Below are 24,792 nucleotides of genomic sequence, written 5' to 3' on the forward strand. Positions count from 1 at the left end.
ATGAGCACGTGCTCAGGCATATGCCTAAGCCTCCATGGCTATGCCTGGGGGTCCGGTCGAAACGGGGGCCAGTTCAATGGCATGGGCGGTGCGGATGGCCAGCCGCACCGTATCTTCCGCGCTCAGCTTGAAATGCTGCCGCAGCTCGTCGAGCTGCAAGGCGTGCGCCTCGTCCAGATTGATCATCAATGTGTGTCGCATAGCGACCTCCTTTCTTCTCCTTGGTTAAAATCCTGGGCCGCGATCACGATCCTTGCCGCGATCCCGCTGCCGTTCTCGTTGCCGTTCGGGATCATCGCGCTCACGCGCCTTATCCTTGCGGCGGCTTCGGATGATGCCTGTTTCCGCAGGGCGGCGTGTAGCCTCGATGGTCACGGCCTTGCCCTGACGCATGAGCATGTAGTTCGCGATTTCCTGCCGGATGGCGGCGATTTCTTCGCTGCGCTCCTGGCGCATTTTCTTGATGACCTCTTGCAGGCGCTGACGCTCATCGATCTGGCGCGCAATCACCTTGTCCCGTTCCGCCTGATCCCGGCGCAGCGCTTGCCACGCAGCATGTTCGTTCTCGGCTTTCAGCTTGGAGTATTTGCCGGTGATCCGGCTCCACAGCTTGGCCACCCCCTTTTGCGGCAGACGCGCCGCGCGCGCCGCCGTTTCCCGTTCCTCGCGCTGCTTTTGAAGCTGTGCAAGGCCGGTGCGCTCGATCCGCTGCCGCTCGACCATTTGCGTGCGCTTGAACTCGATAGAGGGGCGCAGGCGCTTGTAGCCTTCCGCAATCTCGCGCGCCTGCGCACGCAGATTGTCGGCGGCGAGACCGGCGATAACCTTCCGCTGCTCATCCATAGACGGCAGCGCGTCTGGTTCCTTGAATCGTGCGCTGACATCCTTGGCCTTCACCCCGGACCAACGTGACACCGCATAGGCTTCACCGCGATAATCCACGGCGACGACGCCGCGCCGGTCTCCGCGCGCGAGGTAATAGCCTTTTTGTTCGAGCGCGGCCTTAAGCGCTTCGGGCGAATCCGAACGCTGCCAAGCGTCCTTGAAGAGCGCCTTGACCATACGTGGGTCTTGTTTGGCCCGCTGTGCTTGCTGCCATTCGGCCCGCGAGAAGTTGAAAGGGTTGCGAGCTTCGCGGTCGATCATGCCCTTTGGCATGTCCCAACCATGTTGGAGGTAGAGTTCCTTGGAGACCTCCATCAACCGGATCTTGCTGAAAGAAAGCTGCTTCGCCGTCATGGTATCGACATCGATCCGCGACCAGACGGCGTGGGCATGCCGCCGCCCTTCCTTTTCATGGAAGACTACGGCGCGCGGCTGGCCATCGAGGCCGAGCTTTTGTTCGGCCATTTCGATAGCGGTCTCGAATGTGGCCGTATCGACGTGAACGCCTTCGGGCGGGTTCAGGCTGAGCGAGAACAGATGCTGCTTGCAGCGCGTGCCCTTGGCGATGGCTTCTGCCTCTTGCAACGCCGCGTGCAATTCGTCTTCGTTCATGAAGCCGCGCAGCTCGTGCAGATCGACATGCTCGTTGTCGCGCATGTTGGTCAGATGCTTGGCCAGTTGGGCGGCATTGCCGCGCTGGGAACCTTTAAGGATCATGACGGCCCTCCGCTTCCAAGGGCACGCATCAGGGCATCCCGCATCGCCGCGACATCGGCGCAGGCTTGCTTGAGTTCGGCCTCCACTTCCGGCGAGACGGGCAAAGCGCCACGGTTGGCGGCACGGGCGAGCTGGTTGAGGTTCTGGGAAAGGCGCGAAGCACCAAGCGAGCCGAGGATACGGCCCAGCTCTTGGTGATCCTGCACAGGATTGGTGTTGCGGCGGCGCACCTTTTCCAGGTCCTCATCAAAGAGCTTGGCCTTGATGTAAGCGCCGAGCGGCACGCCGTTCGCCGCCTCCCGCAGCGCGGTTTTCTCTTCAAAGCTGAGCCGCAGCGAGAAAGGGGCTTCCCGCTTGCCTACCGGCTTGGCCGCTGCCTTGTTGAAATCACGTTCCGAAATGCTCATCACCGCACCCCGGATCGTTGTCCTGAGTTACGGTGTTAGGAAAATCACAAGTCTTTAGAATGGTTTCCCATTCCTGCAAGATGTCGAAGAGAGAGTTCAAACTTTCTCTCTCTACCTGCACCAGACTCCTCCTGTTGTCGACATCCTCTCTCCGGTAGCAACGAACGGTCGGCGTTGGCGTTAAGCGCGGTGCCGAATTCTGCGGGGAAACCATGCGCGACAAGACACATCCTGAGCGGACGCTCGACTGCCTCGTGATCGGCGGTGGCCCCGCCGGTCTGACTGCGGCCATATACCTGGCGCGGTTCCGGCGCGATTTTCTCGTTATCGACGGAGGCGAGAGCCGGGCGGACTGGATCCCCATGTCCCACAACCACGCCGGCTTTCCGGAAGGAATAGCGGGCATCGAATTGCTCGACCGGATGCGCAGGCAGGCGAGGAGGTACGGCGCAAGGATTGAGCGCGGCACGGTGAGCCGGGTCGAGAAGACCGACCACGGCTTCCGGGCCATCGTTGAGGAGAGGGTGCTTCGTGCGCAGACGATCCTCTTCGCGACGGGCGTCGAGGATCGGGAGCCGGAGCTGCCGGACCTGCGGGGTGCGATCCGGCGGGGCCTGATCCGCCACTGTCCGATCTGCGACGCCTACGAGGCGATGGGGCAGCGCGTCGGCATCATCGGCTACGGTGCGTGTCCGGTGCGCGAGGCGCTGCTGCTACGCGCCTATACCGATGACCTGACGCTGCTGACGCTGGGGCGGCCGTTCGAGTTCTCGGACGACGACAGGCGGGCGCTCGCGGAGGCGGGGGTGCGCATGGTCGAGGATCCGGTCGATGAGCTTGAGGTCGATGGCGACCGGATCGACGCCTGGCGGATGCGGAGTGGCGAACTCCTGCAGTTTGACACCATCTATTCGGCCCTGGGCCGGCAGGTGCGCTCCAACCTCGTGCGCCCGCTCGGCGTGAAGTGTGACGCGGATGGAGCCTTGGCGACCGACGCGCACCAGAGGACCAGCGTCGACGGGCTCTACGCCGCGGGCGACGTGGTGCAGGGGCTGGCGCAGATCAGCGTTGCGATGGGGCAGGCGGCGGTCGCGGCGACCGACATCAACAACCGCGTGCGCGCGGCGCTGCCGGTGTTGGCGCCGGGTGAGGAGGCGTCGCCGGCCAGGTGACACCGGAACCGGCGTACGGGCATTGCCGTTTTCTCCCCAATCGAGTCGGAGGTGAAAATGCCGGCGAAGTCGAAGGCTCAGCAGAAAGCGGCGGGCGTCGCGCTCTCGGCAAAGAAGGGCGACAAGAAGAAGAGCGATCTCGAGGGCCCGTCGAAGAGCATGTACGAGTCCATGAGCAAGAGCGAGCTCGAGGACATGGCCTCGGGCAAGCGCAAGGGCAAGCCGGAGCACGACAGCAAGTCGTAGCGGGCGCTTCACCAGACGCGGTGGCGGTCCAGATCGGTGCGCAACTCGCGCGGAAAGTCGAGCGCTTCGGGCCGGCTGCGCGTCGCGAGGCTGACGCCGGCGAAAAGGGCAGTCGAGACGCCCAACACCGACAGGGGCAGCGTCGGGTCGAAGACGCTGACGCCCCGCACCATCGCCAGCCACGCCGCCGTGAGCGCCCCCCCGATGAGCGACGCCAATGTTCCCGCGGCTGTGCCTCGCCGCCAGAAGAACGCGCCGATCGTCGCGGGAACGGTCACGATCAGTGCGGCCGCCGACAGCGCGGCGAGCTGCTCGACGATCGCCGCCTCGCGTACCGCAAAGATCGCGGCAAAGAGAACGACCAGTACCACCGTCAGCCGGCCGAGCAGCACTTGCCGTGCGTCCCGTACATCGCGCCGCCCGAGGTCGCGGGCCACCATTGAGCCGAGCGTGAGCGCGATGGAGTCGAGCGTCGAAACGGCTGCCGACAGGATGCCGATCACGAGCAGTATGCCGACGGCCGCCGGCACCGCGCCCGAGCCCAGCAGCGCCGGCGTGGCCGTCGCCGTGTTCTCCAGCCCCGGCACGAGGATCAGTGCGGCAAAGCCCCAGACCACCGCGATCAGGGTGAAGACGAGGCCGAAACCCAGCACCCAGACGATCATCCGGCGCATCGCCGCAAGGTCGCGCACGACGAACAGGCGCTGGCTGACCTGCGGGTTCGAGAGCGGGAAGAAGAACCAGGGCAGCGCGAGGGCAAGAAACGTGGAAAAACTCCAGAGCCCCGGCCCAGGAACGTCGAGCCACTCGCCCCGCTCGGTGCGCAGGGCGGTGACAAAGTCGCCGACGCCGCCGATCGCCGAGACGACGAAGCCGAGCGCGAGGAGGCTGGAGACCAGCATGACGGCCGCCTGTCCGGCATCAGTCCAGGCGACCGAGCGCAGGCCGGCCACGAGCGTCCAGAAGATGGCGAGGATCGCGCCCGTGGCGACGGCGGCGTCCAGCCCGATCGCGCCGCCCGTCACGCCGGAGAGCAGGAGGCCGATCCCCGCCATCTGCGTCGTGCAGTAGGGCATGAGGAAAACGAGACTGACCACCGCCACGAGCCGACCGACGTTGCGGTCGCCGTAGCGCGCTGCCAGCATCTCGGCCGGGGTGATGAAGTCCCAACGCCGCGCGGCGAGCCAGAAGCGGGGGCCAAAGACCACGAGCAGCGTCAGCCCTGAAAAGTACACGAGTTCAAAACCCAACGCGCCGACGCCGCCGCGATAGGTGAGGCCAGTCAACACGACGAGCATGAAGGCGGAGTAGGTCGTCGCGGCGTAGGAAAGCCCAGCGACCACGCCTCCGATCCGGCGCCCGCCGAGGTAGTAGTCGGCGGCGCTGCCGGTATTGCCGCGGGCGGCCGCGAAGGCGATGACGCCACCGATCACCGCGAAGAGCGCCACCGCGGCCCAGACCAGGCCCGGCGTCATCGGCCCGTCACTCCCACCTCGAGAAGCCGGCGGCGATCAGCGCCACGACCGCGACGCCGAAAAGGCACCAGAAGACGAAGATGTCGAGCGACGGCTCTCCGCCTCCGAAGACCGCGTAGGGCACTGCGACACCGGCCAGCAGCAGCGCCGCCACAGATGCAAGCCAGAGCCGGAATCCGCTCGTTCCCACCGCGTCCCCTTTCGCTCGATCACGCAATGGGCTAGCGGCTTGGGCCGTAGTCGGCAACCCCGTCGCGGCTGGACGGATTTTGCGGCCTGCGGTATCGGAAGACATGGGCGAGACATCGGGCAAGGCATCGCAGAAGCGCGACGAGGATCGGCAGGACCGGCTGAGAAGCGCGCTGAAAGCGAACCTGGCGCGGCGCAAGGCGCAGGCGCAGGCGCGGCGGGACAAGGCGAAAGACGAAGAGTGATGGACTCCATCCTGGTGCATGGCGGCGCCGAGCTGTCGGGGCAGATCCCCATCGCGGGCGCCAAGAACGCCTGCCTGGCGCTGATGCCGGCGACGCTGCTGACCGATGGGCCGCTGACGCTGACGAACGCGCCGCGCCTCAGCGACATCAGGACGATGACCGCGCTCCTGCAGTCGCTCGGTGCCGAGGTGACGGCGCTGCAGGGCGGGCGAGTGCTGGCGCTCTCGTCGCACGACCTGACGAACCATCTTGCCGACTACGATATCGTGCGAAAGATGCGCGCCTCGATCCTCGTGCTCGGGCCACTGCTGGCGCGGCACGGACACGCCGTTGTTTCGCTGCCTGGCGGGTGCGCGATCGGCGCTCGGCCGGTGGACCTTCACCTCAGGGCGCTCGAGGCGCTGGGGGCGACGCTGGAGCTGCGGGACGGCTACGTGCACGCGACGGCGCCTGGCGGGCTGACCGGTGGCCGCTTCGCCTTTCCGTTCGTCTCCGTCGGGGCGACCGAAAATGTGCTGATGGCTGCGACGCTGGCCAGGGGCACGTCGGTCATCGAGAACGCCGCGCGCGAGCCCGAGATCATGGACCTTGCCCGCTGCCTGCGCCGCATGGGCGCACGCATCGAGGGCGAGGGCACCGGGACGCTCACGGTCGAGGGCGTCGACCGGCTGGAGGGCGCGACGCACGCGGTGGTGCCGGACCGGATCGAGCTCGGCACCTACATGCTGGCGCCTGCCATCACCGGCGGCGCGGTCGAGCTGCTCGGCGGACGTCGCGAACTCGTGGCAGCCTTCGCCGACAAGCTCGAGGAATCCGGCATCGACGTCGCCGAGACCGAGGCGGGCTTGAAGGTCGTGCGAAGGAACGGCCGCGTCAAAGCGGTCGATGTCACGACCGAGCCGTTCCCCGGATTCCCGACCGACCTTCAGGCGCAGATGATGGCGCTGCTCTGCACCGCGGACGGCGTCAGCGTGCTCGAGGAGAAGATCTTCGAGAACCGCTTCATGCACGCGCCCGAGCTGATGCGGATGGGCGCGAGGATCGACGTGCACGGCGGCACCGCGCGCGTCACCGGCGTCGAGCGGCTGAACGGGGCGCCGGTGATGGCGACGGACCTGCGCGCAAGCGTGAGCCTGATCCTCGCCGCGCTTGCCGCCGAGGGCGAGACCGTCGTCAGCCGGGTCTACCATCTCGACCGTGGCTACGAGCGGGTGGAGGAGAAACTCGGCGCCTGCGGTGCCCGGATCGAACGGATCAGCGCGTGACCGAGGATGCTCGCTTCGAGGACGCCGACCCGCGCGGTCCGCTTCGCCTGAGGGCGCTCGATGAGGACGACCTGCGCGTCCTCTCGTCGCTCGTGCAGGACGCGGTGGTGTCGCGGCGCGACCTGACGTGGCAGAAGTCCCAGCGCCGGTTCGCCATGCTGCTGAATCGGTTCAGGTGGGAGGATATCGCCACCTCCGAACGTCGCCAGCTTCCGGCCGAGCGGGTGCGCACGATGCTGGTGGTCGAGGATGTCGAGCGGGTTGCGAGTGCAGGGCTGGATGAAGCTGACGGCGACACCCCGCTCTGCCTCCTGGCGATCCAGTGGCAGCCGGGCGAGGACGGCGCAGGTATCCTGACATTCCCGCTGGCTGGGGGAGGGGCGATACGCGTCGAGGTCGAGGCGCTTGAGATGGTGCTGCGCGACGTGACGCGGCCCTACCCGGCGCCCTCGGGCCGCGTGCCGCGCCACCCGTGACGATCCGCCTGCTGGGCGCGGGCGACGCCGCCGCGTTTCGCGAAATCCGGCTCGAGGCGCTGCGGGCGCATCCCAACGCCTATGCCTCCACGGTCGCAGACTGGTCCGACCGGCCGATCGAGGCCTTCTCGGAGCTCCTGGCCGAGGGCGGCACCTATGGTCTCTGGGAGGGCGAGCGTTTGGTTGCGATCGGCGGGATCGATTGGCAGACCGGCGGCCATTCGCGGCACCGTGCCACGATCGTGGCTATGTACGTCTGCCCCGACGCGCGCGGACGCGGCGCGGCGGGCCGGCTGATCGAGGCGATGGCGGAGCGGGCGCAGCGCGAGGGCGTGCTCCAGCTCGAGCTGGTAGTGGGCGTCGGGAACGACATGGCGGTCCGCGCCTACGAGCGGGCGGGCTTCCGCACGGTGGCGCGCCTGCCGGGCTGGATCCGCTGCGGCGGGCGCGAGATCGACGAGTGGCTGATGGTCCGGCGCCTCGACGCTTGAGGCGGGGCAGGCGCGCAGCTATGTCGGACAGGCAGGGGAGAATGCATGGCCGTCCAACTATCCACCGACTCCGCCGACTTCCGGAGCGCTTTCGCCGCGCTCCTGAACCGCAAGGCCGAGGAGTCGGAGGAGGTTCACGCGGCCGCCGCCGGGATCATCACCGAGGTGCGCGCGCGGGGAGACGCCGCGCTCATCGAGCTGACCGAGCGCTTTGACCGGCTTTCGCTGACGTCCGAGACGTTGGCGTTCTCACCGGCCGAGATCGAGGACGCGTGCGCCAGGATCTCGGAGGAGGAGCGCGCCGCGCTGGAACTCGCTGCCGAACGCATCCGCTTCTACCATGACCGCCAGATGCCGCACGACGAGATGCTGACGGACGAGGTCGGCGCCGAACTTGGCTGGCGCTGGCGGGCGGTCGATGCCGCGGGGCTCTACGTGCCGGGCGGCACCGCGTCATATCCGTCCTCTGTCCTGATGAATGCCATTCCGGCGCGGGTGGCAGGCGTCCGACAGCTCGTCATGTGCGTGCCGACACCCGACGGCGAGGTCAATCCGCTGGTGCTCTATGCGGCGCGTCTTGCCGAGGTGGACGTCGTCTACAGGATCGGCGGCGCGCAGGCGATTGCCGCAATGGCCTACGGGACCGAGACGATCCCCGCGGTGGACAAGATCACCGGCCCCGGCAACGCCTGGGTGGCGGCGGCCAAGCGGCAGGTCTTTGGCCGCGTCGGCATTGACATGGTGGCGGGGCCGTCCGAGGTGCTGGTGATCGCCGACGCCAACAACGATCCCGACTGGATCGCGCTCGACCTGCTGAGCCAGGCCGAGCACGACCCGGCAGCGCAGGCGATCCTCGTCACCGACAGCGCCGAACTGGCTCGCGCCGTCAACGAGGCGGTCGAGCGACGGCTGCTCACGCTCGAGCGGCGGAGCATCGCCGAAGCGAGCTGGCGCGAAAACGGAGCGGTGATCGTGGTGCGAGACCTTTCGGAGGCCGTGGAATTGGCCGACGCCATCGCTCCCGAGCACCTGCAAATCTGTACCGATGATCCCGAGGGGCTGGCCGGCGAGATCCGCCACGCCGGCGCGGTCTTTCTCGGCGCCTGGACGCCCGAGGCCATTGGCGACTACGTGGGCGGGCCGAACCACGTCCTGCCGACCGCGCGCTCGGCGCGCTTTTCGTCCGGGCTCTCGGTGCTCGACTTCCTCAAGCGCACGACACTTGCGCGGATGACGCCGCAGTCGCTCGCGGCGATCGGACCTGCCGCCGAACGTCTCGCGCAGTCCGAGAGGCTGGAGGCGCATGGGCTCAGCGTCCGCGCTCGGCTCGACCGGCTGAACGAGCGATAGACGTGATGGCTGGCAGACAGCGAGTGAGACCCGCCGCCGGAGCGCGGCGATGACGTCTCGCATCAGCAACATCGAGATCGACGATGCCGGGTTGCCTGCGCCGACGCCTGAGATCGAGCAGGAGCGGCGGGTCGCGATCTTCGACCTGCTCGAGGACAACAGCTTCGTCCCCCTCCCGCGCGAGGGGCGGGAGGTGCCGCCGGGGCCCTACGACCTGACCCTCGCGATCCGCGACCGGCGGCTCGTCTTCGACATCGCTTCGGAAGGAGGCGGGGCGCGGACCGAGTTCCACCTGGCGCTGGGCCCCTTCCGCCAGGTGGTGAAGGACTACTTCCAGATCTGCGAAAGCTATTTCGACGCGGTCAAGCGCCTGCCGCCGAGCCAGATCGAGGCGATCGACATGGCCCGGCGCGGCATCCACAACGAGGGGGCGCGGGTGCTGCAGGAGCGGCTTGAGGGGAAGGCGGAGCTCGACATCGACACCGCGCGCCGGCTCTTCACGCTGATCTGCGTGCTGCACTTCGGCGGCTGAAGGCTTGGGACGGTTCCCGCAGTCGGTGCTCTTCTGCTGTGACCACAACGCCGTCCGCTCGCCGATGGCAGAGGGGCTGATGAAGAAGTTCTACGGCCAGCGCGCCTACGTGCAATCGGCCGGCGTGAAGGGCGAGCTGGAGGTCGACGGCTTCAGCGTCGCCGTCTGCCGCGAACTCGACGTGGAGCTCGAGCGGCACCGCGTCCGCTCCTTCGACGAGATGCAGGAATGGGGAGACGACCTGTCGGCCTTCGACCTGATCGTGGCGCTGTCGCCGGCGAGCCAGCGGCATGCGCTGGAGCTGACGCGGATCTACAGCCTCGACGTCGAGTACTGGCCGATCCTCGATCCGACCGGCCTCGGCGACACGCGCGAGGCACGGCTTGTCAGCTATCGCCAGGCGCGCGACCAGATCCGCGAGAGGATGATTGCCCGCTTCGGCCCGCCGACGGAAGAGGAGTGACGGCGCGGCCGCCGCCGCGAGGCGCTGAATGTTCTTGAAACTTTCGCGACCCGAGCGCATTTAGGGGCCGCCCGCAGCCGGTGCGGGTTTCAGGACGGAGTGACCATGGCCAAGGAAGAGATGCTCGAATTTCCCGGTGTCGTGAAGGAGCTCCTGCCGAATGCGACATTCCGGGTCGAGCTCGAGAACGGCCATGAGATCATAGCGCACACGGCGGGAAAGATGCGGAAGAACCGGATCAGGGTGCTGGCCGGCGACCGCGTGCAGGTCGAGATGACGCCATACGACCTGACCAAGGGGCGGATCAACTATCGCTTCAAGTAGCGCCGTGGCGACGACGCCGCGGCTCGTGCTGGGCTCAGGCAGTCCGAGACGGCTCGAGATCCTCGCCCAGATCGGCGTGATACCCGCCGACATCCGCCCGCCGGAGATCGACGAGGACCCTCGGCCGCGCGAGCTGCCACGGGAATATTGCACGCGGATCGCTCGCGAGAAGGCTGAAGCCGTCGTGGCGGACGAGGACGAGGTCGTGCTCTGCGCCGACACCACCGTCGCGCTCGGTCGCCGTATCCTAGGCAAGCCGGCGGATGCTGGTGAGGCGGCAGAGTTCCTGCACAAGCTCTCAGGACGCCGCCACAAGGTCATCACCGCCGTTGCAGTCCGTCGGGGCAAGCGCCGATGGCAGCGCGACGTGGTGACGATCGTGAAGATGAAGCGCCTGAGCGACGTCGAGGTGAACGCCTATCTCCATACGGAGGACTGGCGCGGAAAGGCCGGCGGCTACGGCATCCAGGGGCCGGCGGCTGCCTTGATCCCGTGGCTGCAGGGTTCGCACAGCGCCGTCGTCGGCCTGCCAGTCGCCGAGACCGTGGCGCTGCTCGAAGCGGCCGGCTATCCTGTGTGGCGGACGTGAGGCGGCGCGAGGTCCTGCTCGGCGCCTATCGCCGGCGCGAGGCTGCAGCGCTCCTGGTCGACGGGCAGCTCGACGACCTGCTCGTGGCGCCGGGCGACGACAGGCCCGTCCCCGGCGCGATCTATCGCGCGGTCGCCGGGCGGCCGGCCAAGGGGCAGGGAGGCCTCTTCCTGCGCCTGCCCGATGGCTCCGCCTTCCTCCGCCAGACCCGCGGCATCGCCCCCGGTCAGCGCCTGCTGGTGCAGGTTACCGGCCATGCCGAGCCGGGCAAGGCCGTGCCTGTCACGACGCGTGTCCTCTTCAAGAGCCGCCTCGTCATCGTGACGCCGGACGCGCCGGGCGTGAACGTCTCGCGCGGCATCGCGGACGAGGAGCGTCGGGTGGCGCTGAGGGAGGCGATCGACGGTATCGCGCTGCCCGAGGGTGCGGGCCTCATCGTGCGCTCCGCGGCGGAGGACGCCGACAACGCCGACGTGACCGCGGATGCGGCCGAGGTCAGCGAATTGGCCCGCGCGATCCTTTACGACACGGCGGGGGAGCCGGAACTGCTGCTGGACGGTCCCGGTCCGCACGACCTCGCGCTGCGTGACTGGGGCTCGGCCGACGACCTGATCGAAGGCGCGGATACGTTCGCGGCGCGTGGCTTGACCGAGATGATCGATGCGCTGCTGCTGCCCGAGGTGGCGCTGCCCGGCGGCGGGCGGATGACGATCGAGCCGACGCGGGCGCTGGTCGCAGTGGACGTGGACACCGGGAGCGACACGTCGCCGGCCGCGGGGTTGAAGGCCAACATCGACGCGGCACGCGCCTTGCCGCGACAGCTCCGTTGCCGGGGCCTCGGCGGCCAGATCACCGTGGACTTCGCCCCGATGCCGAAGCGTGATCGCATCCGGCTGGAGCAGGCGCTGGGCGCGGCGCTCAGGGCGGATGCCGTGGAGACATCGGTTGCGGGCTGGACGCCGCTTTCCCACATGGAGCTGCAGCGCAAGCGCGAACGCATCCCGCTTCGAGAGGCCGTCGGTGGATGACCTGCCCGATCTGCAAGAAACCTTCGTCGCCGCATTACCGCCCCTTCTGCTCGAAGCGCTGCGCGGACGTGGATCTTGGCCGCTGGCTGACCGGCGGCTACGCCGTTCCGGCCGAGGATGCCGTACGTGTCGAGGACAAGCCGGACGAGGACTGACTTTCCGCGGCGTCGCCTCTGGACATTCTCCTCAGAGCCCGTCTAGAACCCACCTCGCCCGAACGGTCCGCCGTTCACCCGTGCCCGGGTAGCTCAGGGGTAGAGCAGTGGATTGAAAATCCACGTGTCGGTGGTTCGATTCCGCCCCCGGGCACCACATCACCAGCTAACCCATTGGCTCGCATCAGCTTTGTCTCAGGATGAAGCGAGCGTAGCACATGTCGGAGCACAACCCAGCAACCTCCGGCTCAAGGGCGCAGGCAGACCGGTCACCTTCCACCGTGGCGCCGAGCGATCCTGCGGCTACGTGGTCGACATCTGCGGCGACGAGGCGATCACCGCGTACCGCGGGCACGGCGTCGAGACCACACGCGTGCTGATCAGCGGCACCCGCAGGGGCATCACGCCGTCACTGGCCAGGCTCCTGCGCCGCCGCAGCGCCATCGAGCCGTCGCCAATGATGCTCGAATCATTGGCGCATTCATTGGCGACCGGCCACATGAAGACCGACGGCCGGCTGACGCGCAGCCCGCTCAAGGGAACCACTGGCGACGCGCTCTTCGCCGTCCTCTGCGCCTGCGACCACAACCTCCGCAAGATCCTCGCCCACCTCAGGGCGCTCTTGGCTCTCCTGATCGCCGCCATCCTCGGCGCATTCAGGCCCGACAGCCCTCTCGAAATGGGCGCTGCCGGCGGCTGATCGGATTGTTCAGGGTGAAGCAATGAGAGTCGAACCGTTGAGCCGTGGCAAGACTTCACCCCCGATGGTTGAAGTTGAGCCGAGTGAGTGGCGGGGCCAAGGCACGTTTATGCGCACCGTTAGCGCGTGCCGGCGGGTGGGGGTGGTGCGTGCCGCGCGCTCTACAAGGGTAAATCAGACTGATCTACGATTTTGAGCTCGTCTATGAGATTACTGAGGTCATGCCGACACGCCTCGAAGCTGTTACCAAACCCGAGAATTGCGTCGGCGCTGTGCGAGTACCTTTTCGTAGAAGCGAAAGTGTCATAAGTTGATTCACGGATGGAATTATGAATTCTAAGTCCCTTCTTTCTGTTCCCTTCAGCGTCCGCCCTCGCATTGTCCATTACTTTCGCAAGTTGTCCATGAAGCGCCTCGTTGCGCCGTTTTGAAAGTCGAAGAACTCGCTCAATCAACGTCTTGCGCCTTTCAAGGCGGTTCGGCTTGTCCTTTAGCCTATAGGCTGCTAAACGCTTTATGACCTCGGCGCGCGTTTTGAAAGCTAAGAGCGTGCTATACGCTTGGGTGTCGGCGAAGCGATCATTGCTGGCTAACGCAGAATACAGCTCAAAGAGCCGCGTCTCGAGGTGTTCCCACTTAACTTCTGCATAGCCGATTGGGAAGTACACACGATGGTAGTTTTTCTCTTCTGGCTCACCATTCATCTGAAGATGTTTCCCAACCTGATACAAAACGTTCCTCGCGACCAAGGTAGTCCGTCCTTCCACTCGTCCTCTTGAATTTACTGTGCTGCATTCACCCTTGAGCCCCTACAAAGTGCGCCAAAGTATCACGCCAAGAAGTATCGTGTCAGAAACGAAATCGAAAAGAGCCAAAAGGTGGACGTGTAAACCCATCGGTAGACGTTTTTGGTAACTTGGATATTTCTTCCAGCAAGATAAGCGATAGCATACCGTGCATATCGCTTCTCGTCGTGCGCCAAGTCGTTTTGTGAGAACGTATCCTTGTGTCTCGGCTGTGCAATCCCTTACAATTCGTCTATCTCAGGGAAATCAGTTCGTCGCATGGCTACCTCGCGACCGTTTTTTACTTGATTTGCTTCGGCTCAAGGGCGTCCGGGCCTAGGTGGCGTTGTTTTGCGTTTCATCGTCGGTCTCAGGGTGACCCTATGTCCGTTTGTTGAAGGGATGAAGTGCCCCTTATCGCTTGTTCTAGTCGCGCCTAAAGCAGGTCTGGAACCCTTAGCTGAGTCAAGCGGATGCTGCGAGCGAGTGCGTGCTGACTTCAAATCTCCCCGACCACGCCGCTGGGTGCGTGAGGCAGCGTTAGCGCACGTTTTCGGCCGAATGCTGTTTGTCAGGGAAAAGACATCGCGCCGGCAGCCGGCCGCTGCGTGCTGGCCGCCGAAGTTGGTCGCGGCGCCTCGTCTGGCGGGACGACGGCGACGGGGCATAGAGGCTGTGCGCCGCGCCAGACTCGCCCGCCCGGCAGCCGGAAAAGCCGTAACCCTCGTCGTTCCCGTAGAGAAACATCTACACGAGCCACCGCCCCTCGTAGCCGTCGGCGCGCCGGTTTTGTAACACGCTGTCCGGGTCCATCGCGAGCACATAGCGGGTCCGCAAAGCGTCGACTGGGACGTCGTGAAGGGCGGATTCACGCGACGCCTCGGCCCCGACGATCTGTTCTCGATGTGGGCGACTCGAGCGTGCGGTTCTCGTGCAAACGCACGCGATGATCTACAGCGACGACGCGCCGGCGCTCGAGGCGGCGCTACATTCGGAGGCCGCCGAGCGTCGGATCAACATGTAGAACATGAGGAAGAAATCTTCCAAAACGGGATTGAAGAGGTAGAGCAAGCCGTGCATTGCCTCGCCCCGAGCGCACCGTTCTTTTCTGATCATGAAGCGCGGGAGTGGCGCCGGACGCTCACACGCTGCCGGCGAGAGGATGCGGAGACCCTTGCAAGCAATGCCGGAGATGATCTGATTTTCGGCGGCCGCATTCCGAATCGCAGTCTGCCGTCACTGTTGGCTCCGTACCTGTCCGGAGATACATTAGTCCGAAGACCGAAAATGGAAGCGCTTTTTTCTACTCTGGCCACAATGGACACACTCGCGGCGCCGGCATCCGCAAGCGCCGGCCTTTCCCGAGCCATTCCCGGCAGACATGCCGGCTGCCTACAGGCGAACGGCTCCTGCAAGGCAATCAGCTCCTGCCTGCCATCGCGCTGCACGCTGCCGGAGAAATACTTGACGAAGTGCAGCCTTCAGGCGCTTGTCAAGAAACGCAGCTACTTCAGTCGCTAGCTTTGCTACTCCAGCACGTGCTACGCCAAGCTCGACCACCGTAGTTACGTTTCAAGATCACACGGACGAAACAAGCACGCGTCAGCTGCGCCATTGGGCGAGCGCGTTCAATCGCATCGTGAGCGGCCGGCATATCCGCCTCCAGTCAGGCGACGCGGTTGCGCGGAAAACCGACGAGCAAACGGTTTAACGACGAGAGACGGATCCTTGAAGTCGACGAGCTGCCTAGCAAATTGCCAGCCTCTTTCGATCGGGAAAGTCATCTTCGGTCCACAATCTTAGCTCCCGAACGGTGGCTTTGCCGCCCCTCGTTCTGACTGCGGTCGATCTCGGATTGTCGTTCAGTAAAGTCCATCAAGGCGGCGAAGCTGACATGCACAGTTGGGCCAGAAAACAGGAGTGTGCCCAGCGTAGAGGTGCCCGCCTTCGCGACAGCCGTTGATCAACTTCGCGAACCCTTCCGCCGACGCATCGCGGGCGGTGTTGGGATCGGCGATCAGCCCGTCGTGGCGACACCCTCTGGACGGCAGCGGCACGGAGAGCCGGACGTCGGATCGCGCGAGCAGATCGGGCGGAGCCGGTGCGTCGCAGATGCGGCTCCCCGTGCTTTGGTCAGCAGCTGCAGCGGGTCTCGGGAACCGCGATGCTCACCCCTCATGGTCCCTCGTCCGTGTTCCCGAAACGCCCACCGCCAAGTGCCCCCGTGGCGACCTGATCAGCGTCGGATGGAAGCCAGGCAGTCGGCGGGCCTCTGCCGGGGCAGGGGCCGTGGGACCTCTATCGAGGTGGGCCCGTTGATCAGCCAAAGGAGGCTCTCGATGAGCGAGCGATTTGGGATTGACCTGATGGCACGGCACCTCGTCCGCAGACCGTCCGCGGAGCGGCCGAGAAGGCTGCGGTCGACGAGCGGGTGGTACGGGAGGCTGCGCTCGGGCCGATGGAGCGTGCGTTGGACCGGCTGACCTGCGACCGGATGTTCGTCGCCGTGATGGAGACCGGCAGCTTCGTCCGTGCGGCGGAGCGGCTTGGCACCAGTTCGGGGCAGGCGTCGAAGCTGGTGTCGCGGCTCGAGGCGGATCTCGGCGTCCGTCTGCTGAACCGCACGACCCGCGCGGTCTCCGCCACCGAGGCGGGGCAGGCCTACTTCGAGCAGGTGGGCGATCTGCTCGACCAGTGGGACGCGCTCGACCTCGCCGTGCGGAACATTTCCCAGTCGCCGCGGGGTCTGCTGCGGCTGACGGCGCCGCTGTCATTCGGGAGCCTGGAGCTCGCCCCGATGCTGAACGCCTTCGCCGCCAGCTATCCCGACATCCGGCTGGATGTCAGCTTCACCGACCGGCTGGTCAACGTGGTGGACGAGGGCTTCGACCTCGCGATCCGCATCGGCCGGCCCTCGGACAGTAGCCTTGTGGCGCGAAAGCTCAGCACGGCGCGCCTCCTGCTGGTCGCCTCGGACGCGTACATCGCGGCACACGGTCCGCCCGTCACGGCAACCGACCTCTCGCGCCACGAATGCATCCTCGACTCGAACCTGCGCGATCCCGGTCGCTGGGTCTTCTCGGACATGGCAGGTGGTTCCCTCGCCGTGCCGGTTTTCGGGCGCCTGCGCTTTTCCAGCGCCGACGCCTGCCTGAGTGCCGCGGAGGCCGGCCTCGGGCTCGCCCACGTTCCGGCGTTCGTGGCTGCGCCGGCGGTGCGGGCGGGTGCGGTCAGGGTGCTGCTGGGGCATCAGGCGTCCCCGCCGCTAGACGTGCATGCGCTTTATCCGCACAGTCGGCATCTGGCGGCGAAGGTGAGGGTCCTCGTCGACTTCCTAGCTGCCCGTTACCGCGGCGAGCCGCCATGGGAGCGCGGGATCGTATCGCTTCCATATCGGCAGCAATCATCTGCCAGCGGCCGGGATTAATCTTTTCGCCGGAGTGCGCGATCTGACGTGGCGAGTGTCGCCGGTGCCGGCGGCTGCATCATCATCGCTGGTGTCGGAAAGGAACCGTCATGATTTCTTCTCGAACGCAGGAGGCCTGGGCGCCGCGCATGCTCAGCGTCCTCAGGATCGTCTCCGCTCTCATTTTCTTTGCCCATGGCACGCAGAAACTGCTCGGTTTTCCGGCCTCGGACTTCTCGCCGGCGGTGCTCTCTCTGCCTTGGATCGCCGGCGTTCTTGAACTCTTCGGCGGCGCGCTGCTGATCGTCGGCTGGTTCACGCGACCGACGGCGTTCGTCCTCTCGGGCCTCATGGCCGCTGCGTACTGGATCGCGCACGCGCCGCAGAGCCCCTATCCCGCGCTCAACGGTGGTGACGCGGCCATCCTCTTCTGCTTCGTCTTCCTCTACATCGTCTTCGCAGGCCCCGGCCCCTGGAGCGTCGACAGCGCGCTGTCCGGTCGGCGCGAGCCGCAGCGGGCCATCTGAAAGGTGTGCGCCGCCCTTCGAGAAGGTGGCGCCTATTCTAGCGCCTCGGCGCCGAGCGAGCCGCATTCCGCCAGGTCCGAGATACTGCACGGCGGCAGGTGGCGGGCGATCGCGCGGAGCGCGGTGCGCAAGCCTTCTTCCAGCGTTGGATGGTAGGTCGGCATCCTGAGGAGGTCATGCACCGTCAGCCGCTGGCTCACCGCGAGCGCGAGGAGGTGCGCCATGTGCTCGGCGGCGGGTGCCGCGATCTCGGCGCCGAGCAGCCGCCCGTCAGTCGGCGCGGCATAGACGTGCAGCCGCCCGCGGTTTTCCTGCATCGTCCGCGCACGGCCCTGCGAGGCGAAGTCCACCTCGCCGCGCAGGAACTCGTGCGGCTCCAGCTCTTCCGGCCGCTGTCCGACGGTAGCCACCTCGGGGTCGCAGAAGACGATGCCGAGGAGCGTGCGTCGCGCAAGCCGCACCGGCTCGTCGCTCGTGGCGTTGATCCCCGCAATGTGTCCGTCGTCGGCGGCCTCGTGCAGGAGAGGCCGCCTGCCGTTCGCGTCGCCGGCGAGCAGGACCTGTGTCTCGCCGATCCGCATCGTGGTGGCGTCCACCTCCGGCATTCCGCGCTCGTCAAGCGGCACGCCGAGTGTCTCGAGGCCCAGCCCGGCGATGTTCGGCCGCCGGCCTACCGCCACCACGACCTTGTCCACGACTACGCTTCGTCCGCGCCAGCGAATCTCGAGGTCGCCATCGGCCTCGCGCAGGTCGACCTGCGCATCGAGGTGCACGGGGAACTCCTCGCAGAGCCAGTCGCGCATGGCCGCGGCAATGCCTTCGTCGGCGATGCCGGCGACATGCGGCGCGCCCTCGAAGCCCTGCACATCGAGGCCGAGCCTCGCCAGCGCCTGCGCGACCTCCACGCCGATCGCGCCGAGGCCGACAACCCCGATCCGGCGCGGCAGGTCCTCCTGCTCGAAGAGCGTATCCGTCGTGAGAACACGGTCGCCGAAGGCGCGCCATTCCTCGGGCACGATCGGGCTGGAGCCGGGGGCGAGGATCACCTGCCGCGCCCGGATGACGCGCCCGCCGACGACCAGGCGATCCGGACCCTCGAGGCGCGCCCGCCCGGCGATGTTGCGTTCGCCGAGATCGTCGGTCGCCTCCAGCACGCCCGCCACGAAATGGTCGCGCAGCGCGCGCACGCGCCGCAGCGCTGCGGGGATGTCAGCCTCCAGCGCCTGCCCGCCGCGGATGCCGAACTCACCCAGGCGAGCGCGGGTGTGCATGGCGTTAGCCGCGGCAATCAGCGCCTTCGACGGCATGCACCCGACGCGGGCGCAGGTCGTGCCGTAGGGCGGGTCGTTCACGAGCACGAAGCTCTCGGTGCGCCGCCGCACCTCGCGCAGCGCCGAGAGCCCTGCGGTGCCCGCACCTACGATCGCCACATCTACCGACAGTTCGTCCCGGCTCATGTCTCGCGCCTCCGCATGCTCGTCCCTCCCAACGCGCCTCAGCGGACGGAGGGGTCGTTCCAATGCTCCGCCACCCACGGCGCGGGGCGGACGTAGTGGCGCAGGTGCGCGAGAACACTGACCTTGCGCGCGCCGTCGAACGTCGCCCGCAGATGCTCGACCGGCGAGCGGATCGGCGTGTGGCGACGGAAGCGCCCTTCGATCGCGTCGGGCGGGTTGAGCGGCCCGGGAAAGATCACGACCTTGGCCTTCCGCGGCGGACGTGGTGTGCGGACGTAGTTCAGCGGAAACGGCGGGATGCAGTGCCACTTGTAAACAGCCACCCAGCCGCGCGGCCAGAAGCGGACGCCGTCCGGCGCGCGGCGCGTCACGAACCGCTGCTCGAAGCGGAAGCGATCGGCGACGCCCTGCGGGTCGGCCTCGAAGTCAGCCTTAAGCGAGGCCAGCCTGCCCACCGGCATCCGGTAGATCGAGGTCTGGCCCAGCCGTTCGAAGGGTGTGTTCGGGTTGCGGGCGAGGACCACGTCGTTGGCCTCGCCAAACTCAAAGAGCGGGTCGAGCGACGACAGGATCACCACGTCGAGGTCGATGAAGAGCACCGTTCCGGTCAGTCCGCCGAGTCGCTCGCTCCAGAGCCGCGCCTTGCCCCACTTGCCGAGCGTGTTGACCGGCATCTCGCAGTCGAGCGGGGGCAGCGGCATCGCCTCGATCCCCTCGACCAGGCCGGTCGGGTCGTCGGTGAAGCAGATGAACCGGAACGGCGGCGAAAGGTGGCGCGAGACCGCGGCGAAAAGCCGGTTGGGATACTCGGCGCCATAGCGCTTGCCCCACTTGATCGAGATGACCTGCTTCATGCGCCCTCCGCCTGCCGACATATCCCAGAGGATCGCCCGCGGCCGCAAGCCCCGCTGTTGACAGCCCCTCCGCCGCCGGTATAAGCGCGCCGTTCCGGCCCCGAGGGGTGCGGAGTCATTGGTGTTGGTGGCCCCCGCGAGGGGATGCCTGTCGGCCGCGAGGCAAAGGACAACGCCCTTCACATCGCGAAGGAGATCAGACGGTGACGAAACGCACCTCTGCCAAGTACAAGATCGACCGCCGGATGGGCCAGAACATCTGGGGCCGCCCGAAGTCCCCGGTGAACCGCCGTGAATACGGCCCCGGCCAGCACGGCCAGCGCCGCAAGGGCAAGATGAGCGACTTCGGCCTGCAACTTCGGGCCAAGCAGAAGCTCAAGGGCTACTACGGCGACCTGACGGAAAAGCAGTTCCGCCGCATCTTCGCGGAGGCCGAGCGCGTGCGCGGCGACACCGGTGAGCTGCTGATCGGCCTCCTGGAGCGGCGTCTCGACGCTGTGGTCTACCGCGCCAAGTTCGTGCCCACGATCTGGGCCGCGCGGCAGTTCGTGAACCACGGCCACGTCCTGGTGAACGGCCAGCGGGTCAACATCCCTAGCTACCGCGTCAAGGAAGACGACGTCGTCGAGGTGCGCGCCCGTTCGAAGCAGCTCGCCATCGTGCTCGAGGCCGTGGGCCTGCCGGAGCGCGACGTGCCCGATTACATCGAGGTCGACCACTCCAAGATGACCGCGCGCTTCGTGCGGACGCCTGGCCTGGGCGACGTGCCCTATCCGGTGCAGATGGAGCCGAATCTCGTAATCGAATACTACGCCCAGAACTGATCGCGAGCGGCCGCGGCCGCTGCATCGTCGGGAGAGATCACTACGGCGTCGGCAAGTCCGGCGCCGTTTCTCTTGGGCGCAGGCGCGTGCCGCTTGAAATGTTGCTGCCGCAATCCGTCAGGCGGCTTCTGCCCCCGTTGTGGACTCCGTGCCGGCGCGCGCACTGCGCTCCCGAGCTCGCTTGCATTGGCTGGGGCAACTGCACATGGCGGCATGCCGCTGCGGCCCTCAATCTTCTCGCCCGCTACCCGCCATTGGAGCACCTCGAAGGCGAGCGGGTCGGGCAGAATTCACCCCAAGAGTTTCGTCTCCGGCACCGGCGGCTTGACCTCGGGTCCGAAGCTCCGATTTTCATACTGCTGTTACAGGGCGTTTACATAGGTGTCTTGCCGCGAACTTATCCCGCAGACGTCGCGCCGCAGCAGCGGCCGAAAGCAAGATCAGGAGCAGGATACATGTCGATCGCAAGAGCAGGTGCCGCCACGGTGTTGGTCATGGCAGCGTCGGCCAATATGGCCCAGGCGCAAGGCCGGGAGCAGATCAGCATCGTCGGATCATCTACCGTTTTCCCCTATACCCAGGCTGTGGCGGAGCAGTTCGCCAACGTGACCGGCGCGCCGTCACCCATCGTCGAATCGACGGGCACCGGCGGCGGAATGCAGATCTTCTGCGGCGGCATCGGTGAGCAGCATCCCGATCTCACCGGCGCATCGCGCGCCATGCGGCCGTCGGAATACCAGCTCTGCCAGGAGAACGGCGTCGAGAGCGTTTCCGAGGCGCTCATCGGGTACGACGGCCTCTCGATCGCCATCTCGCGCTCGAACGGGGACGAGTGGGACCTGACGCTGGGCGAGGTCTATCAGGCTCTTGGCGCCCAGGTGCCGGTCGATGGCGAGTGGGTCGACAACCCGCACGAGACGTGGTCCGACATCAACCCCGACCTGCCGGACAGCGAGATCCTGGTCTACGGCCCGCCGCCGACGTCGGGCACGCGCGACGCCTTCGTGGAGCTTGCCATGCTCGCCGGCTGCGAGCAGCTCGAATACGTCGAGAGCCAGGGACACGACGACGACTGGATCGAGCAGAACTGCTCGCGGATGCGCCAGGACGGTCCGTTCGTCGAGGCGGGCGAGAACGACAACCTCATCGTCCAGCGCCTGAACGCTGACTCAAACGCGATGGGCATCTTCGGCTACTCATTCCTCTTCGAGAACCTCGACACGCTGAAGCCGGTGCTGATCGAGGGTGTCGCCCCTGACGAAAACACGATCGCCGACTTCTCGTACCCGATCGCGCGGCCGCTCTACTTTTACACCAAGAACGCGCATCGCGGCGTGATTCCGGGCTTTCAGGAGTTCATCGAGGAGTACATGTCCGAGGACGCGCTGGCGCCCGGCGGCTACCTCTCGGAGCGAGGCCTTGTCCCGCTGGGCGACGATCGCCGCGCCGAGATGCAGGACCGTGTCATCAACGCCGTGCCGATGGACGCGCCGGCCGACTGACGCAGCAGCCTGCGCCGCCCGGTCTGCCGGGCGGCGCGCTCCCCGACCCGGATCTCGCGCATGACATTGCTGGCCTTCCTCATCCTCTTCGCCGCTGCGATCTTCGGCTACGTCCTGAACCGCCGCGCCGCGCTTCAGATACGCGACCGGGGCGAGCGGCTGCATTCGCTCGGCGGCTTCCACGGCGGCTATTCGTTTCTCCTCGTGGCGCTCCCCGCCTTCATCCTCATCGTGCTCTGGCTGATGCTGCAGGGCGTCGTGATCGATCGGCTGGTGCTCGCGAGCGTCGCTGACGAGCTCGCCGGGTCCGCCACCGGGCAGGTCCAGCTCGTGCTTGCCGAGATCAAGTCGATCGCCGGCGGCCGCATCTTCGGCCAGCCCGAACCCTGGAAGATGGAAGCCGCCGCTCGGCTGGAGGCGCTGCGCGGCCAGTCTCTGGTGCTGATGTACGTGGTCCTTCTCGCCCTCATCGCGGCGATGCTCTTCCTGGCGCGTAGGCGCGTCTCGCCCGAGTTCCGCGCCCGGCAGCGAGTCGAGGGGATCATCGGCGGACTGCTGATCTTCTGCTCGCTCGTCGCGATCTTCACGACCCTCGGCATCGTCGCGTCGCTGCTCTTCGAGACGGTCCGCTTCTTCAGCATGGTGCCGGTCACCGAATTCCTTTTCGGCACGAATTGGGAGCCCCAGATCCCGATCCGCGAGGACCAGATCGCGGCCGAGGGAGCCTTTGGCTGGCTGCCCGTTCTGCTCGGCACGCTTGTCATCACGGTCGTGGCGCTGACCGTGGCGGTGCCGGTCGGTCTCTTCTCGGCCATCTACCTCAACGAGTTCGCCTCGCGCCGTGTCCGGTCGGTGGTCAAGCCGCTGCTCGAGATCCTGGCGGGCGTTCCGACGGTGGTCTACGGTTTCTTCGCAATCCTGGTCGTCGCGCCGGCGATCCGCCAGTTTGGGCAGTCGATCGGTCTCGACGTTTCGCCCAACACCGCGCTCGCGGCGGGCGGCGTGATGGGCATCATGCTGATCCCGTTCATCTCGTCCTTCGCCGACGATGCGCTGTCGGCCGTACCGCGCGCCCTGCGCGACGGCGCGCTCGCGCTCGGCGCGACGCGGGGCGAGACCATGCTGAACGTGCTCTTTCCCGCGGCCATCCCCGGCATCGTCGGTGGCGTTCTGCTGGCGGTCAGCCGCGCCATCGGCGAGACGATGATCGTCGTGATGGCAGCGGGCCTGATCGCGCAGATGACGATCAACCCGCTCGAGTCGGTCACGACGATCACGGTGCAGATCGTGACGCTGCTGATCGGCGACACCGCGTTCGACAACCCCAAGACCCTGGCCGCCTTCGCCCTGGGGATGATGCTTTTCCTGGTGACGCTGGCCATCAACATCCTCGCGCTGCGCATCGTGCGCAGGTATCGCGAGGCCTACGACTGAGGCGCCGATGACCGAGACCACACCCACCCGCGGCATCGACTGGGCGTCGCCCGAGACGTCGAGCCGCCTCAAGGCACGGCGCCGCCGTCAGAACCGGCTGAAGTATGCCGGCATGGTCTCGATCGGGATCGCGTTCCTGATGCTTGGCATCCTGCTCGTCTCGATCATCTCGAGCGGCTACAGCGCCTTCGTCCAGACGCACGTCGAGATCGACGTATTCTTCGACCCGGAAGCAATCGACGTCGACGACCTTCCGCGGAGCAACTTCAACGCCGTGCTCGCCGCCACGATGCAGGCGCAGTTCCCCGAGGTCGAGGGCACGGCCGAGCTCCGGCGCCTGACGGGCATCCTCAGCGACGGCGCGCGCTGGACAATCCGCGACCTCATCGTGGAAAACCCCGACCTCGTCGGCGAGACAGTGGCGGTCAGCGTGCCCGTCGCCGACACCTACGACCAGCTCTACAAGGGCTTTATCGACCGCGAGACGCCGGAGCAGTTCCGCCGTCTCGACGACGCGCAGATCGCGTACTTCGACCGGCTGGTCGAGGAGGGACGGGTCGAGGCGACGTTCAACTGGGCGCTCTTCTTCAACGCGGACTCGCGCTTCCCCGAGCTGGCGGGCCTAAAGGGGGCGATAATCGGTTCCTTCTACGCGCTTGCGACATGCTTCGTGCTGTCCTTCCCCGTGGGCATAGGGGCGGCGATCTACCTCGAGGAGTTCGCGCCGCGGAACCGCTTCTCGGACCTCATCGAGGTCAACATAAACAACCTCGCGGCGGTGCCGTCGGTGGTCTTCGGCCTGCTTGCGCTCGCGGTGTTCCTCGGCTGGTTCGGCATGCCGCGCTCGTCGCCCTTCGTGGGCGGCATGACGCTGGCGCTGATGACGCTGCCGACGATCATCATCGCCACGCGTGCGGCGCTGAAGGCGGTGCCGCCCTCGATCCGCGAGGCGGCGCTGGGGGTCGGCGCGTCCAGGCACCAAGTCGTCTTTCAGCACGTCCTGCCGCTGGCCATGCCGGGCATCCTGACCGGGACGATCATCGGACTGGCGCAGGCGCTGGGCGAGACCGCTCCGCTGCTGCTCATCGGGATGAACGCCTTCATCACATCGGCGCCGGCCACGCCCTTCGACTCGTCGACCGCGTTGCCGACGCAGATCTTCATCTGGGCCGACAGCCCGGAGCGGGGTTTCGTCAGCCGGACCTCCGCAGCTATCATGGTGCTGCTGGGCTTCCTCGTGATGATGAACGCGGTCGCGATCTACCTTCGCAACCGCTTCCAACGCACTTGGTAG

The 24,792-nt window shown here is 66.6% G+C and carries 27 protein-coding genes, 1 tRNA gene and 1 pseudogene; 21 read left to right on the plus strand and 8 right to left on the minus strand.

Going from position 1 to position 24,792, the window contains the following annotated elements; translation table 11 throughout:
- Positions 1–24 precede the first annotated feature (24 nt).
- The 3 genes from JM664_RS06815 to JM664_RS06825 are packed head-to-tail and all read right to left on the minus strand — an operon-like array spanning position 25 to position 2,009.
- A complete protein-coding gene (locus JM664_RS06815; protein ID WP_227419173.1) occupies positions 25–201 on the minus strand; it encodes a hypothetical protein in 177 nt (58 codons plus the stop codon).
- A gap of 24 nt (positions 202–225) precedes the next feature.
- A complete protein-coding gene (locus tag JM664_RS06820) occupies positions 226–1,602 on the minus strand; it encodes a relaxase/mobilization nuclease domain-containing protein (protein WP_227419174.1) in 1,377 nt (458 codons plus the stop codon).
- Entirely contained in the window at positions 1,599–2,009 is a 411-nt protein-coding gene (locus JM664_RS06825; RefSeq protein ID WP_227419175.1) for a hypothetical protein, read from the minus strand. Before JM664_RS06825 ends, JM664_RS06820 begins: the two co-directional genes overlap by 4 nt.
- Positions 2,010–2,221: 212 nt before the next feature.
- On the opposite strand from JM664_RS06825, the gene JM664_RS06830 reads away from it, so the two are divergent.
- Together JM664_RS06830 and JM664_RS06835 are read left to right on the plus strand one after the other, a co-directional pair.
- Positions 2,222–3,181 carry an NAD(P)/FAD-dependent oxidoreductase gene (locus tag JM664_RS06830; RefSeq protein WP_227419176.1) on the plus strand — a complete coding sequence of 320 codons (960 nt, stop codon included), beginning with the start codon at positions 2,222–2,224 and terminating at the stop codon, positions 3,179–3,181.
- Between the two features lie 57 nt (positions 3,182–3,238).
- The gene (locus JM664_RS06835; RefSeq protein ID WP_227419177.1) at positions 3,239–3,427 is read left to right on the plus strand and encodes a DUF3008 family protein; all 189 of its coding nucleotides are present in this window, start codon (positions 3,239–3,241) and stop codon (positions 3,425–3,427) included.
- An 8-nt stretch (positions 3,428–3,435) separates the two neighbouring features.
- Here the strand turns inward: JM664_RS06835 and JM664_RS06840 are convergent, their stop codons facing one another.
- Positions 3,436–4,902 (minus strand): sodium:solute symporter family protein, encoded by a 1,467-nt coding sequence (locus tag JM664_RS06840; RefSeq protein ID WP_227419178.1) that lies wholly within the window; start codon positions 4,900–4,902, stop codon positions 3,436–3,438.
- A 7-nt stretch (positions 4,903–4,909) separates the two neighbouring features.
- Positions 4,910–5,092, minus strand: a complete 183-nt coding sequence (locus JM664_RS06845) for a hypothetical protein (protein ID WP_227419179.1) — start codon at positions 5,090–5,092, stop codon at positions 4,910–4,912.
- A 103-nt stretch (positions 5,093–5,195) separates the two neighbouring features.
- Here JM664_RS06845 and JM664_RS06850 point away from each other — a divergent pair, with 103 nt between their 5' ends.
- The 13 genes and pseudogenes from JM664_RS06850 to JM664_RS06910 all read left to right on the plus strand — a co-directional run.
- Positions 5,196–5,336 (plus strand): hypothetical protein, encoded by a 141-nt coding sequence (locus tag JM664_RS06850; protein WP_227419180.1) that lies wholly within the window; start codon positions 5,196–5,198, stop codon positions 5,334–5,336.
- Positions 5,336–6,601 (plus strand): UDP-N-acetylglucosamine 1-carboxyvinyltransferase, encoded by a 1,266-nt coding sequence (gene murA / locus JM664_RS06855; protein ID WP_227419181.1) that lies wholly within the window; start codon positions 5,336–5,338, stop codon positions 6,599–6,601. The genes JM664_RS06850 and murA overlap by 1 nt, the downstream gene beginning before the upstream one ends.
- Positions 6,598–7,077: a DUF2948 family protein gene (locus JM664_RS06860; protein WP_227419182.1), complete on the plus strand. Its 480-nt coding sequence runs from the start codon at positions 6,598–6,600 to the stop codon at positions 7,075–7,077. The genes murA and JM664_RS06860 overlap by 4 nt, the downstream gene beginning before the upstream one ends.
- Positions 7,074–7,568 carry a GNAT family N-acetyltransferase gene (locus JM664_RS06865; protein ID WP_227419183.1) on the plus strand — a complete coding sequence of 165 codons (495 nt, stop codon included), beginning with the start codon at positions 7,074–7,076 and terminating at the stop codon, positions 7,566–7,568. The genes JM664_RS06860 and JM664_RS06865 overlap by 4 nt, the downstream gene beginning before the upstream one ends.
- Positions 7,569–7,613: 45 nt before the next feature.
- Positions 7,614–8,918, plus strand: coding sequence for a histidinol dehydrogenase (gene hisD, locus JM664_RS06870; RefSeq protein WP_227419184.1), 1,305 nt, complete (start codon positions 7,614–7,616; stop codon positions 8,916–8,918).
- Between the two features lie 49 nt (positions 8,919–8,967).
- Positions 8,968–9,450 (plus strand): UPF0262 family protein, encoded by a 483-nt coding sequence (locus JM664_RS06875; RefSeq protein WP_227419185.1) that lies wholly within the window; start codon positions 8,968–8,970, stop codon positions 9,448–9,450.
- Positions 9,451–9,454: 4 nt separating this feature from the next.
- Positions 9,455–9,913, plus strand: coding sequence for an arsenate-mycothiol transferase ArsC (locus tag JM664_RS06880; protein ID WP_227419186.1), 459 nt, complete (start codon positions 9,455–9,457; stop codon positions 9,911–9,913).
- Between the two features lie 105 nt (positions 9,914–10,018).
- Positions 10,019–10,237 carry a translation initiation factor IF-1 gene (gene infA, locus JM664_RS06885; RefSeq protein WP_037209844.1) on the plus strand — a complete coding sequence of 73 codons (219 nt, stop codon included), beginning with the start codon at positions 10,019–10,021 and terminating at the stop codon, positions 10,235–10,237.
- Between the two features lie 4 nt (positions 10,238–10,241).
- Complete coding sequence (locus JM664_RS06890) at positions 10,242–10,826, plus strand: Maf family protein (RefSeq protein ID WP_227419187.1); 585 nt, start codon at positions 10,242–10,244, stop codon at positions 10,824–10,826.
- Complete coding sequence (locus JM664_RS06895; RefSeq protein WP_227419406.1) at positions 10,823–11,854, plus strand: ribonuclease E/G; 1,032 nt, start codon at positions 10,823–10,825, stop codon at positions 11,852–11,854. Before JM664_RS06890 ends, JM664_RS06895 begins: the two co-directional genes overlap by 4 nt.
- Positions 11,851–12,009: a DNA gyrase inhibitor YacG gene (locus JM664_RS06900; RefSeq protein ID WP_227419188.1), complete on the plus strand. Its 159-nt coding sequence runs from the start codon at positions 11,851–11,853 to the stop codon at positions 12,007–12,009. Before JM664_RS06895 ends, JM664_RS06900 begins: the two co-directional genes overlap by 4 nt.
- 82 nt (positions 12,010–12,091) lie before the next feature.
- Positions 12,092–12,166 (plus strand) — tRNA-Phe (locus tag JM664_RS06905).
- 186 nt (positions 12,167–12,352) lie between these two features.
- Positions 12,353–12,709 (plus strand): annotated as a pseudogene (locus JM664_RS06910) (hypothetical protein); the annotation flags it as partial.
- Positions 12,710–12,870: 161 nt separating this feature from the next.
- On the opposite strand, the gene JM664_RS06915 reads toward JM664_RS06910, so the two are convergent.
- Positions 12,871–13,458 carry a hypothetical protein gene (locus tag JM664_RS06915; protein ID WP_227419189.1) on the minus strand — a complete coding sequence of 196 codons (588 nt, stop codon included), beginning with the start codon at positions 13,456–13,458 and terminating at the stop codon, positions 12,871–12,873.
- Between the two features lie 2,467 nt (positions 13,459–15,925).
- Between JM664_RS06915 and JM664_RS06920 the strand changes: the two genes are divergently transcribed.
- Both JM664_RS06920 and JM664_RS06925 read left to right on the plus strand, forming a co-directional pair.
- Entirely contained in the window at positions 15,926–16,921 is a 996-nt protein-coding gene (locus JM664_RS06920; protein WP_227419190.1) for a LysR family transcriptional regulator, read from the plus strand.
- Positions 16,922–17,010: 89 nt separating this feature from the next.
- Positions 17,011–17,427 (plus strand): DoxX family protein, encoded by a 417-nt coding sequence (locus JM664_RS06925; protein WP_227419191.1) that lies wholly within the window; start codon positions 17,011–17,013, stop codon positions 17,425–17,427.
- Between the two features lie 32 nt (positions 17,428–17,459).
- Here the strand turns inward: JM664_RS06925 and JM664_RS06930 are convergent, their stop codons facing one another.
- Entirely contained in the window at positions 17,460–18,884 is a 1,425-nt protein-coding gene (locus tag JM664_RS06930; protein WP_227419192.1) for a dihydrolipoyl dehydrogenase, read from the minus strand.
- 38 nt (positions 18,885–18,922) lie between these two features.
- Positions 18,923–19,738, minus strand: coding sequence for a glycosyl transferase (locus JM664_RS06935; RefSeq protein WP_227419193.1), 816 nt, complete (start codon positions 19,736–19,738; stop codon positions 18,923–18,925).
- A gap of 203 nt (positions 19,739–19,941) precedes the next feature.
- Here JM664_RS06935 and rpsD point away from each other — a divergent pair, with 203 nt between their 5' ends.
- The 4 genes from rpsD (at position 19,942) to pstA (ending at position 24,792) form a co-directional block, all read left to right on the plus strand.
- The gene (rpsD, locus tag JM664_RS06940; RefSeq protein WP_227419194.1) at positions 19,942–20,562 is read left to right on the plus strand and encodes a 30S ribosomal protein S4; all 621 of its coding nucleotides are present in this window, start codon (positions 19,942–19,944) and stop codon (positions 20,560–20,562) included.
- 455 nt (positions 20,563–21,017) lie between these two features.
- On the plus strand, positions 21,018–22,064 hold the full coding sequence (locus JM664_RS06945; RefSeq protein ID WP_227419195.1) for a substrate-binding domain-containing protein: 1,047 nt from the start codon (positions 21,018–21,020) through the stop codon (positions 22,062–22,064).
- A gap of 60 nt (positions 22,065–22,124) precedes the next feature.
- Positions 22,125–23,498 carry a phosphate ABC transporter permease subunit PstC gene (gene pstC / locus JM664_RS06950; protein WP_227419196.1) on the plus strand — a complete coding sequence of 458 codons (1,374 nt, stop codon included), beginning with the start codon at positions 22,125–22,127 and terminating at the stop codon, positions 23,496–23,498.
- Between the two features lie 7 nt (positions 23,499–23,505).
- Positions 23,506–24,792, plus strand: coding sequence for a phosphate ABC transporter permease PstA (pstA, locus tag JM664_RS06955; protein WP_227419197.1), 1,287 nt, complete (start codon positions 23,506–23,508; stop codon positions 24,790–24,792).

It is taken from the genome of Roseitranquillus sediminis, assembly GCF_016918935.1.
Taxonomy (GTDB): Bacteria; Pseudomonadota; Alphaproteobacteria; order Rhodobacterales; family Rhodobacteraceae; genus Roseitranquillus; species Roseitranquillus sediminis.

Excerpts from the sequence above, each read along its gene's own strand:
- JM664_RS06835 (WP_227419177.1), top strand. The coding sequence starts at position 3,239 with ATGCCGGCGAAGTCGAAGGCTCAGCAGAAAGCGGCGGGCGTCGCGCTC.
- JM664_RS06930 (WP_227419192.1), bottom strand. The coding sequence starts at position 18,884 with ATGAGCCGGGACGAACTGTCGGTAGATGTGGCGATCGTAGGTGCGGGC.
- JM664_RS06875 (WP_227419185.1), top strand. The coding sequence starts at position 8,968 with ATGACGTCTCGCATCAGCAACATCGAGATCGACGATGCCGGGTTGCCT.
- JM664_RS06935 (WP_227419193.1), bottom strand. The coding sequence starts at position 19,738 with ATGAAGCAGGTCATCTCGATCAAGTGGGGCAAGCGCTATGGCGCCGAG.
- infA (WP_037209844.1), top strand. The coding sequence starts at position 10,019 with ATGGCCAAGGAAGAGATGCTCGAATTTCCCGGTGTCGTGAAGGAGCTC.
- pstA (WP_227419197.1), top strand. The coding sequence starts at position 23,506 with ATGACCGAGACCACACCCACCCGCGGCATCGACTGGGCGTCGCCCGAG.
- JM664_RS06840 (WP_227419178.1), bottom strand. The coding sequence starts at position 4,902 with ATGACGCCGGGCCTGGTCTGGGCCGCGGTGGCGCTCTTCGCGGTGATC.
- JM664_RS06815 (WP_227419173.1), bottom strand. The coding sequence starts at position 201 with ATGCGACACACATTGATGATCAATCTGGACGAGGCGCACGCCTTGCAG.
- hisD (WP_227419184.1), top strand. The coding sequence starts at position 7,614 with ATGGCCGTCCAACTATCCACCGACTCCGCCGACTTCCGGAGCGCTTTC.
- JM664_RS06820 (WP_227419174.1), bottom strand. The coding sequence starts at position 1,602 with ATGATCCTTAAAGGTTCCCAGCGCGGCAATGCCGCCCAACTGGCCAAG.
- JM664_RS06830 (WP_227419176.1), top strand. The coding sequence starts at position 2,222 with ATGCGCGACAAGACACATCCTGAGCGGACGCTCGACTGCCTCGTGATC.
- JM664_RS06825 (WP_227419175.1), bottom strand. The coding sequence starts at position 2,009 with ATGAGCATTTCGGAACGTGATTTCAACAAGGCAGCGGCCAAGCCGGTA.
- pstC (WP_227419196.1), top strand. The coding sequence starts at position 22,125 with ATGACATTGCTGGCCTTCCTCATCCTCTTCGCCGCTGCGATCTTCGGC.
- JM664_RS06900 (WP_227419188.1), top strand. The coding sequence starts at position 11,851 with ATGACCTGCCCGATCTGCAAGAAACCTTCGTCGCCGCATTACCGCCCC.
- murA (WP_227419181.1), top strand. The coding sequence starts at position 5,336 with ATGGACTCCATCCTGGTGCATGGCGGCGCCGAGCTGTCGGGGCAGATC.
- JM664_RS06945 (WP_227419195.1), top strand. The coding sequence starts at position 21,018 with ATGTCGATCGCAAGAGCAGGTGCCGCCACGGTGTTGGTCATGGCAGCG.
- JM664_RS06850 (WP_227419180.1), top strand. The coding sequence starts at position 5,196 with ATGGGCGAGACATCGGGCAAGGCATCGCAGAAGCGCGACGAGGATCGG.
- JM664_RS06925 (WP_227419191.1), top strand. The coding sequence starts at position 17,011 with ATGATTTCTTCTCGAACGCAGGAGGCCTGGGCGCCGCGCATGCTCAGC.